This window comes from Pantoea sp. Fr-CA_6, from assembly GCF_024520895.1.
GTDB classification, from domain to species: domain Bacteria; phylum Pseudomonadota; class Gammaproteobacteria; order Enterobacterales; family Enterobacteriaceae; genus Pantoea; species Pantoea agglomerans.
This window is the reverse complement of record NZ_JALNPO010000004.1, coordinates 239,888-248,907: the sequence shown is the minus strand read 5'-3', so window position 1 is coordinate 248,907 and position 9,020 is coordinate 239,888. Positions and strand designations below refer to the sequence as shown.

The 9,020-nt window shown below is 53.4% G+C and carries 6 protein-coding genes; 1 reads left to right on the top strand and 5 read right to left on the bottom strand.

Going from position 1 to position 9,020, the window contains the following annotated elements:
• Window positions 1-8 precede the first annotated feature (8 nt).
• From NR201_RS09695 to NR201_RS09680, 4 genes are all read right to left on the bottom strand, one after another.
• Window positions 9-1,676, bottom strand: a complete 1,668-nt coding sequence (locus NR201_RS09695; protein WP_256849714.1) for a ShlB/FhaC/HecB family hemolysin secretion/activation protein — start codon at window positions 1,674-1,676, stop codon at window positions 9-11.
• Between the two features lie 411 nt (window positions 1,677-2,087).
• Window positions 2,088-2,243, bottom strand: a complete 156-nt coding sequence (locus tag NR201_RS09690; RefSeq protein WP_010670871.1) for a hypothetical protein — start codon at window positions 2,241-2,243, stop codon at window positions 2,088-2,090.
• Between the two features lie 147 nt (window positions 2,244-2,390).
• A complete protein-coding gene (locus NR201_RS09685; protein WP_163798650.1) occupies window positions 2,391-3,503 on the bottom strand; it encodes a beta-propeller fold lactonase family protein in 1,113 nt (370 codons plus the stop codon).
• A gap of 196 nt (window positions 3,504-3,699) precedes the next feature.
• Window positions 3,700-5,109 (bottom strand): EmmdR/YeeO family multidrug/toxin efflux MATE transporter, encoded by a 1,410-nt coding sequence (locus NR201_RS09680; RefSeq protein WP_256849713.1) that lies wholly within the window; start codon window positions 5,107-5,109, stop codon window positions 3,700-3,702.
• A gap of 466 nt (window positions 5,110-5,575) precedes the next feature.
• Here NR201_RS09680 and NR201_RS09675 point away from each other — a divergent pair, with 466 nt between their 5' ends.
• The gene (locus tag NR201_RS09675) at window positions 5,576-7,030 is read left to right on the top strand and encodes an AMP nucleosidase (protein WP_010670874.1); all 1,455 of its coding nucleotides are present in this window, start codon (window positions 5,576-5,578) and stop codon (window positions 7,028-7,030) included.
• A 104-nt stretch (window positions 7,031-7,134) separates the two neighbouring features.
• Here the strand turns inward: NR201_RS09675 and NR201_RS09670 are convergent, their stop codons facing one another.
• On the bottom strand, window positions 7,135-8,679 hold the full coding sequence (locus NR201_RS09670; protein WP_033772080.1) for a methyl-accepting chemotaxis protein: 1,545 nt from the start codon (window positions 8,677-8,679) through the stop codon (window positions 7,135-7,137).
• Window positions 8,680-9,020: the final 341 nt, after the last annotated feature.

The following is a 9,020-nucleotide window of genomic DNA, read 5'->3' as shown; positions in this document are numbered from 1 at the left end:
GCCTTTTTTTAAAAAACGAGTCCAACACGCGCGTAAACGCTGAGGCGATCGGGCGCAAGATAATTGGGGTAGCTGACAGGGATACCCAGCGACAGCTGAGTGGAGACATGCGCGTTACGGGTGCCAAGTCCCAGCGAACTTCCCCACAGCGTGCCTGCTGCGTAGCGATCCTGTTTGTCGCTCTGGAGCCACCCGCCGTCCAGCGCCAGGGTGGTGCTGACCTCGCCGATTGCAGGCAGGGTAAACAGTGAGTAATTCAGTTCGTTACGCAGATAGCCGCCAACATCGCCGGACAGGTATTGCTCCTTGTAGCCGCGAACCGAGTTTTCGCCACCAATCGTCAGGCGTTCGCTGCCATAAAGGTGATCCGGCGACCACTGAGCGTAAAAGCTGCTGAGCCACCAGATTTTCTGAGTGACTGGCCGCTGAAAGCTGCTGCTGACGCTCCATTTGCGGAATTCAGCTTTCGGAAAATCGTCGCTTTTACCCTTGTCGCTTTCCGCATCGAACCACGGCATCCCGCGGCTCAGCATCGGGTTCAGGGTGGCCACCCCACCTGCAATTTTTTGCGTATGGTTAAAACCGATCTGCAGACTGGTCAGTTTGCGGCTACTGCTTTGAAGCAGCGTCTCATTCAGCCAGTTATGGCTGACGTAATGGTTCAGCCCAACCTGAAGGCCAGTTTTGATTTGCCCGTTGCGGAACAGCACCCACGATCCGCTGAGGCGGTTAGAGATGTTGTCGCCGTTGCTATACCAGTCGAAACTATTGGCGTTAAAGCGGCTGTGATAGTTGCTCCAGCTATAGCTGTAATCCAGCAGCCCATAGCCATAAGGCACACTGACACCCGCCTGGAAATTTTGCGCATCGCGCCAGTCGCTGAAAGCGCTGCTGCGGCCGCCGCTGACAAACCAGCGATCGGCAACACCCAGCAGGTCATTACCCACCAGCGAGCCGGAAAGCTGACCGACGCCGGTGCTTCGCTGGCCACTATTGTCCATATTCAGCCCCAGCGTCAGAGGAAACTCAGGTGTGCTGGTCAGGTTAACAATGGAATAGCCCGGCTGAGTCGATGGGATGATTTCAATCTGAACCGGCGTAGTACGAAGCCGGTTTATCTGCTCCATACCCTGTTCAATGTCGCGTAAATTTAAAATACGACCTGCACGGGTCGGGAACGCCATGTTCAGCTGACGTGCACTGGCACCCTGCAAATGAATCGCCTCAAGCTTTCCTTCCAGTACGGTGATATTTAACGTTCCGTGGGAAAGGTTCTGTTCTGTCAGGAAGGCCCGGCTGGTGATATAGCCGCGCTGGACATACCACTCTGAAATGGCGCGAACCAGCTGATTAATACGGTCCAGACTCAGGCACTGATTGATATAGGGAGCGACAAGTCTCTTCTGTGTATCAGGCGTGATTAAGCTCGCCTGTTGCAGTGAAATATGGTTGATTTCAAAACAGGGGCCGCTGGCTGGCGCCGACTCGGTTTTTTGCAGCTCAACCTGATGCGCCTGTGTTAATGCGTCACGCTGCTGCTGATCCTGCTGCAACCGCTGCTGCTGCTGATTTTGAATAACGTCAAGATCACCCGGCGTGACCGGTGCAGCCATGACATTGCTGATAAACAAACTGGCTCCGAAAACCAGCCACTTCCCTGTTTCAGGCATTTTCATCGAAGGATTAACAACGCTTATTGTAAGTTTTGTGTAAGCACAGGCGTGCAGATTACCATCTTAACAATCGGAAGTTCCTTATTGACTTAAAATAATGATGTGGTTTTACAAAAAGTAAAATTAGCGGTGATAAAACGTTTTCTAAGCCAAATTTGTAATGACTTAGCCACTTTCTTTGTGCAGAGCTCATTTATGAGTGTTAAGGGAATGGATGTAACGGCGTGCACTGATGAATATAGATCCGCGCCGGATTACTCATTCATATAACGGCGCTGGGGTATTAAGTGGGATAAAAAATAATGATATTACTGCTTTTCGTGGTGAAGCCTGCTGGCTGAAATGACTCGGGCACTACAGATGCAAAAAGGCCCGCAACGTAGCGGGCCTTAACCAGACAATATACAACAACCATTATTTTTCATGGTAGCGATGCACTGCCGGATAATATTCCAGTCCATACAGCTGGCTCAGCGGCAGCAGCAGTTCCACGTTAATATCATGCACACGTTCACTCGCCACAGGGCCGCTCAGCAGCTGTTCAAACCAGGCTATCAGTTTCTGTTTCATTTCAGGCTCTCCGCATCAGTTGATGCTCTGAGTTAACCCGCTTACACGCCCAATCTGAAGCAAAAATTTCTGCGCTGCTTATGCCGGAAATGGCATAAGCAGCCCCCATCTGTTTAGCCAGTGCCAGACACTGGCTGCTCAAAACGGTTACTGCGTTATCAACGTCACCCAGTTCGCGCCTTTACCAGCCGGGGCTTCAGCAACCCGTTTGAGTTCGCCGCTGGCGGGATCGATAGCGTAACTGCCAATCACCGCGCTCTTCTCCCCGCTGACGATCAGCCATTTACCCTGCGCATCAATCGCAATACTGCGCGGCTGTTTTTCAACCGGCCAGCTGCCGATAAGTGTTAACTCACCCGACTGCTTATCGACCCGGTAGCCGCTGACGGTGCTGGAGGTGCGCTCAGTCACATAGATAAATTGTCCGTCCGGGGTGATTTTAATGTCTGCCGCCCAGATGCGCGGCGTGGGATCGCTGTAGCCCGCCGGGCGCTGCTCGCCATGCTGCAGGTTATATTTTTTCGCCACCGCATTCGGCCAGGTTTTCAGCTCCGTCAGTGACCCATCCGCCGCGCGCCGGAACTGCGTAATGGTGCCGCTCATCTCCGCGAGGTTATAGAGAAAACGATTGTCGGGCGATATCACCGAATGTCGTGCGCCGCTGTTCTTCTCGCCCTGAACAAAACCGGTTCCCAGCGGCGTTATCGCGCCGTTATCGGCAAAGGCATATTGCAGTACGCGATCTGCGCCAAGGTTGCCGACGTAGAGGGAATGATTGCTAACGTCGGTGATCACCGAGTGGGCATGCGGCCCGGTTTTCACCTCGCCTGTCACCTGGGGTGTCACAACTCCTTTGTCATCAATCCGGTTGCTGGTGACGATATCGCTGTCATAGGAGGCAGCCAGCAGATAGCGCCCACTTCTGTCGGTGGTGATCCACGGAAAGCTGGCTGCAACCGGTGTCACCGCCAGTTTCTGCAAGTCACCGTGCGAACCCGAGACGCGCCAGCTGATGATCGAATAAGGCGGACTCCGCAGCGCACCATAGAGCCGTTTACCATCCGGGCTGGCCGCCAGCGGCATAATCTTTTTACCGGCAGGCGTATCGCCACGCCATTGCAGGCTGCCATTCGCCTCGCTGAGCTGATAGCGGGAAACGGTGCCGGATTCGGCATTGGAGACATAGACAAAGGTTGTCGCCCATAACGGGGCGCTACACAGCAGCGGCAGGAGTGCCAGCGCCGTTTTCAGACGGATCATAGGGTCACCTTGATAAGTAGTGTCTGCATCATTGCGCAGCAGGCATTACGCTAACCCTGTCCGGGGAGGCTGGCTTTGTGCAACTGTCTGAAATTAGGTTCGAAAGTCTGGAGATGTGACGGAGATGTTATTTTTAATGGTGCTGAAAGAGGTAAGACGCCTTTCCCCACGGCGGGTGAAAGGCGTTAACAACGCGCTAACCGGTTTTCGCGATCATTTTTCGATAGCGGTTGAGCCACTTGCCGCTGTTAAGTCGCCACCAGAAGAAGATGCCACGCACCGTCCAGTCGAGGAACATCCCCAGCCAGACGCCGGTGACGCCCATCCCCAGCATAATGCCGAGCACGTAACCGACCACCACGCGCGCGCCCCACATGCTGAACATCGACACATACATGGTGTAACGCGCATCGCGTGCGCCCTTAAGTCCGGCAGGCAGTACCCAGGAAGCGGCCCATAACGGCATAAACAGCGCGTTAAGCCAGATCAGCTGCTTCGTCACGTTAATCACTTCCGGATCGCTGGTATAAAACCGTGCCAGCAACCCGGCCAGCGGCACCGTCAGCAGGGCCATCGCGGTCAGGCAGACCGTCGCCAGCCAGAAGACGTGCCGCACCTGGCGTTCCGCCTGGAACACCTGATTCCTGCCCAGACGGGTACCGGTGATAATCGTTGAAGCCGAACCCAGCGCATTGCCTGGCAGGTTGATCAGTGAGGCGATAGAAAAAGCGATAAAATTACCGGCAATCTCGCTGGTGCCCATTCCGGCAACAAACACCTGTGTCAGCAGTTTACCGCCGTTGAACAACACCGACTCGATACTGGCAGGCACGCCTATACCTAAAACTTCCATCAGAATGCTGCTGTTCCAGCGCCGGAAATAGCTCGACAGCGTGATTTTCAGTGACGCGTTAAAGCCGATCATCAGCACGTAAATCACCGCGATCGCCCCGATATAGCGGGTGATGGTCAATCCGAGCCCGGCACCGATAAACCCTAAACCGTCCCACGAGAAGCAGCCATAAATCAGCACGCTACTGATGATGATGTTGAGGATGTTCATGCCGCCGTTAATCAGCATCGGAATTTTGGTATTACCTGCACCGCGCAGCGCCCCGCTGCCAATCAGGGTGATGGCGGCGGCCGGATAGCTCCAGGCGGAAGTCTGCAGATAGCTCAGCGCCAGCGCTTTGACTTTTGGATCGGCGGCACCGGCAATCGCATCGACGATCAGATGGCCCCAGAACTCAATGGCGATCACCAGCACAAAGGCGAGTATCGTCATCATGGCCAGCGACTGACGCGTGGCGGCGCGGGCGCGCTTGCCGTTGCGTTTTGCCAGACTGAACGCCACCACCACCGTGGTACCAAGATCGATGGCAGCAAAGAACGAGATGATCACCATGTTGAAGCTGTCGGCCAGGCCGACGCCCGCCATCGCCTCTTTACCCAGCCAGCTGACCAGGAAGGTGCTCAGTACGCCCATCAATAGCACACAGGCGTTCTCGAAAAAGATAGGCACTGCTAATGGCGATATCTCACGCCAGTAGAGCGTGCGATACGAACGGCGTTTCGGGTACCACGCCGTGCGCTTGATCGCCTGCATCACTGCTACGCCGGGATTTTGCAAAGGATTACCAAATCAGAAGAGACTGGACAGGAGTTCTAATGATGATAGTGGCCAGAGAAATATGCAAAGTCTTTCCGGTGCAAATTAATCATGGTTACAAACTTTTTAATGCCGCCACGGCACAATCTGCCTCACTGCCCCGCCCGCTGTAGCAAACCTGATTATTTCCCTGACGTTATGATCGGTTGGCCATGCTTTGCTGCTGGCGCTTTTTCCGCCCTCTCCTCATCGGTAACGCATTCAAACGTGGCGGATCACCCCTTCTGATCGTAAAGATTTTCTTAATGGATTTCAGTGCAGCGGATCCTCATTTAAAACAGCACTGCTCAGAATTCCCGCTTCGCTGGCGCAAAAAAACGGCGATCACAGATTCTTCACCAATCTCCGCAACAAACCCGCTAAGCTTGGGGCAAATTGCGGAAAAAAAATGGAAGGAGAAACCATGCCGACACTACGGAAAAACCTGACCAGCCAGCAGGCGCTGGATGAACTTGAACGCCTGTACGATGGCGCCGTCGATGCGCTGCGCGAGGCGATTAAAGCCTTTACCGAAAACGGCACGCTGCCCGATGCCACCGCGCGGGCGCAGGGACTATTTGTTTACCCGGAGCTGCGCATCACCTGGCGCGGCGACGGTCCGCAGCAGAACCGCACGCGTGCCTGGGGACGTTTCACCCACACTGGCAGTTACAGCACCACCATCACCCGCCCGGCGTTGCTGCGCCACTATATTTCGGAACAGCTTCAGATGCTGGAGAAGGAGTATCAGCTGGAGATCGACGTGGGGCCCTCCAGCCAGGAGATCCCCTATCCTTACGTGATCGACGGTTCCGACCTGTCACTGGATCGCACCATGAGCGCCGGTATTGCGCGCCACTTCCCGACCACCGAGCTATCACAGATTGGTGATGAGACCGCCGATGGCCTGTTCCACGCCGATGCAAAATCCCCTCTGTCGCACTTCGACGCGCTGCGAACCGACTTCTCGCTGGCCCGCCTGCGCCACTACACTGGCACCAGCGTAGAGCACTTCCAGCCGTTTGTGCTGTTCACCAACTACACCCGTTATGTTGATGAGTTTGTGCGCTGGGCGATCGAGCAGGTGCGCGATCCCAGTACCCCTTACGACAGCCTGGCCTGCGCGGGCGATGTGGTGCTGACCGCCGACACCGCTGACAGTGAGTCGATGCTCTCGGATCTGGCGTGGAAGAAGCACCAGATGCCCGCCTGGCATCTCACCTCGCCGAATCGTCGCGGTATTACGCTGATTAATATTGGTGTTGGCCCGTCGAATGCCAAAACCATCTGCGATCATCTGGCGGTGATGCGTCCACATGCGTGGCTGATGATTGGTCACTGTGGCGGTCTGCGCGAGAGCCAGCGGATCGGTGATTATGTGCTGGCCCATGCCTATCTGCGCGACGATCACGTGCTGGACAGCGTGCTGCCGCCTGATATCCCGGTACCCAGCATTGCCGAAGTGCAGCGCGCGCTGTATGACGCCACCAAATCAGTGAGCGGCATGCCAGGCGAAGAGGTGAAGCAGCGGTTGCGTACCGGCACCGTGGTGACCACGGACGACCGCAACTGGGAACTGCGCTACTCCGCTTCGGCACTGCGCTTTAACCTGAGCCGTGCGGTGGCGGTCGATATGGAAAGCGCCACTATTGCCGCACAGGGTTATCGTTTCCGGGTGCCATATGGCACGCTGCTGTGCGTTTCAGACAAGCCGCTGCACGGTGAGATTAAGCTGCCCGGTCAGGCGAACCGTTTCTATGAAGGGGCGATTTCGGAGCATCTGCAGATTGGTATTCACGCTGTTGAGCTGCTGCGCGCCGAGGGCGATAAGCTGCATTCGCGTAAGTTGCGTACCTTTAATGAGCCGCCTTTCAGGTAAGCGTTTAACCGCCTGATGCGGGGAATAAGGCCGGTACTGCTGACAGGCAGTACCGGCCTCTTGCTTTGGAATTTACCCAATGCGCATGTCAGCGCCGGGATAATTTATACTTTAAAGGTCTCTACAATCAGCCTGAGAGACTGCGCTTGCTCAGAGAGAGACTGAGAAGCACTTGATGATTCTTCTACCAGAGCAGAGTTATTTTGCGTCACCCCATCCATCTGGCTGACTGCAATACTCACCTGAGAAATCCCCTGCATCTGTTCAGCCGACGACAGCGCAATAGCATCCATGGATTCAGCCAGTTCATCCACTAAATGCACGACTTTGAGAATACTCAAACCCGTATCACTGGCAACAGTGACGCCGCATTCAACCTGTCCGACAGCCTGCTCTATTAACGCTTTAATATCTTTTGCGGCAGTCGCACTACGTTGTGCAAGCGTTCTGACTTCAGACGCGACGACAGCAAAGCCCCTTCCCGTCTCTCCCGCTCGTGCCGCTTCAACGGCTGCGTTCAGGGCAAGAATATTAGTCTGGAATGCGATGCTTTCGATGACGGCGGTGATATCTCTGACTTTAGACGCGCTTTTTGAAATATCACTCATCGTATCTGACATTCGTTTGACGTCCGTTTCCCCTCGTTTTGCAATCGAGGCGGTATCTCTCGCTGAGTTGGCTGTGTCCCTGGCAGTTTTGCTGTTATTTTGTACCGTAGCGGTGAGCTGTTCCATACTCGCAGCCGTTTCCTGCAAGGCAGCGGCCTGCTGTTCAGTGCGGGATGCAAGCTCATTGTTTCCTTCAGAAATCTCATTCGCAGAAAGGGCGACTGAAGAAGAGCCTGATTTAATTTCTGAAACGATATCCCGTAACCGAACCTGCATGCTGTTTAAAGAGGCCATGAGACTGAGAGTGTCATTTTTCTTCAAGCTAACCGGTGTGGTCAGATCCCCATTAGTGATCGCATTAGCAAGTTTCCGCGCTGTACTCGGTTCATCGCCAAGCTCGCTCATGAGTTTACGAATAAGATAGATGCTGGTGCCCGTGCCGAACAAAATAGCCGCAACTAAAAGCGTCACCAGGATGATGTAGGCTCTTTCGGTATTTTTCGCGTTTTGAATAACTGAGTCATCCGACTGCTTTGCCAGGATTTCACTCATCAGGGTAAGACCTTCAAGCAGCGGAACCTGTGCGGGTCTGACTTTTTCCAACAGATACTTAACGGTGATATCACTGTTTTTAGCCAGTGCCAGCGGAACGGTGTTACTGAAGGCATCCAGAGCATTTTTCTCGCTGTCACTGATCTTCGCAAAGGCTTTATATTCTTCCGTATCGCCAGACTGGCTGATCATCGTATTCAGTTGATCCCTGCTGGCTGCAAATTTAGCCTTCAGTTTAACCAGACGATCAGACTGCTCCTGGATAAGAGCCTGATCTGAAAAGAGTGATAAATTCCTGACGGTTATCGCCATATCACGCTGTGCCAGGGTAAGTTCATTGATTAATTTTGTTTTTTTCATATCACCCTGAACAACTGACTCAAGCGTGCTTTTAGCCTGATATAAAGAGTGAATAGCGACAACGATACATATGGAGAAAAAGATGATTAACGTGCCAAATCCGGAACCGAGGCGCGTAGAGATTTTCATTAAAATTCCTTGAAGGGGGGCGGCGATATAGATCTATCGGCATCTCTTTTTTTAACTTCAATGAATATTTATCACATAAATAATATTAACCAGAATTAATGGCACCGCTGCAAAGCATCACAAAAACTCATAAATTTGTCAGGCTTTGATGCTTTCCAGTTCAACCAGAAATCGTTTTTTGTGCGTTATAAACAATCAGAACCCTTATGCTTACCGTTGTCTTAACTTATTACTGCGTTACGCTACACTGGTTTGCATGTCATAAAAATTTCATTTAACCCTTGCAGGCGCGGCTTTTAAGGCTGCTACAACCTGGATGCTTTTCGCATGCAAAAAATACC

Coding starts and splice junctions, on each gene's coding strand:
- NR201_RS09680 (WP_256849713.1), bottom strand. CDS start 5,109: ATGCAGGCGATCAAGCGCACGGCGTGGTACCCGAAACGCCGTTCGTAT.
- NR201_RS09685 (WP_163798650.1), bottom strand. CDS start 3,503: ATGATCCGTCTGAAAACGGCGCTGGCACTCCTGCCGCTGCTGTGTAGC.
- NR201_RS09675 (WP_010670874.1), top strand. CDS start 5,576: ATGCCGACACTACGGAAAAACCTGACCAGCCAGCAGGCGCTGGATGAA.
- NR201_RS09690 (WP_010670871.1), bottom strand. CDS start 2,243: ATGAAACAGAAACTGATAGCCTGGTTTGAACAGCTGCTGAGCGGCCCT.
- NR201_RS09695 (WP_256849714.1), bottom strand. CDS start 1,676: ATGAAAATGCCTGAAACAGGGAAGTGGCTGGTTTTCGGAGCCAGTTTG.
- NR201_RS09670 (WP_033772080.1), bottom strand. CDS start 8,679: ATGAAAATCTCTACGCGCCTCGGTTCCGGATTTGGCACGTTAATCATC.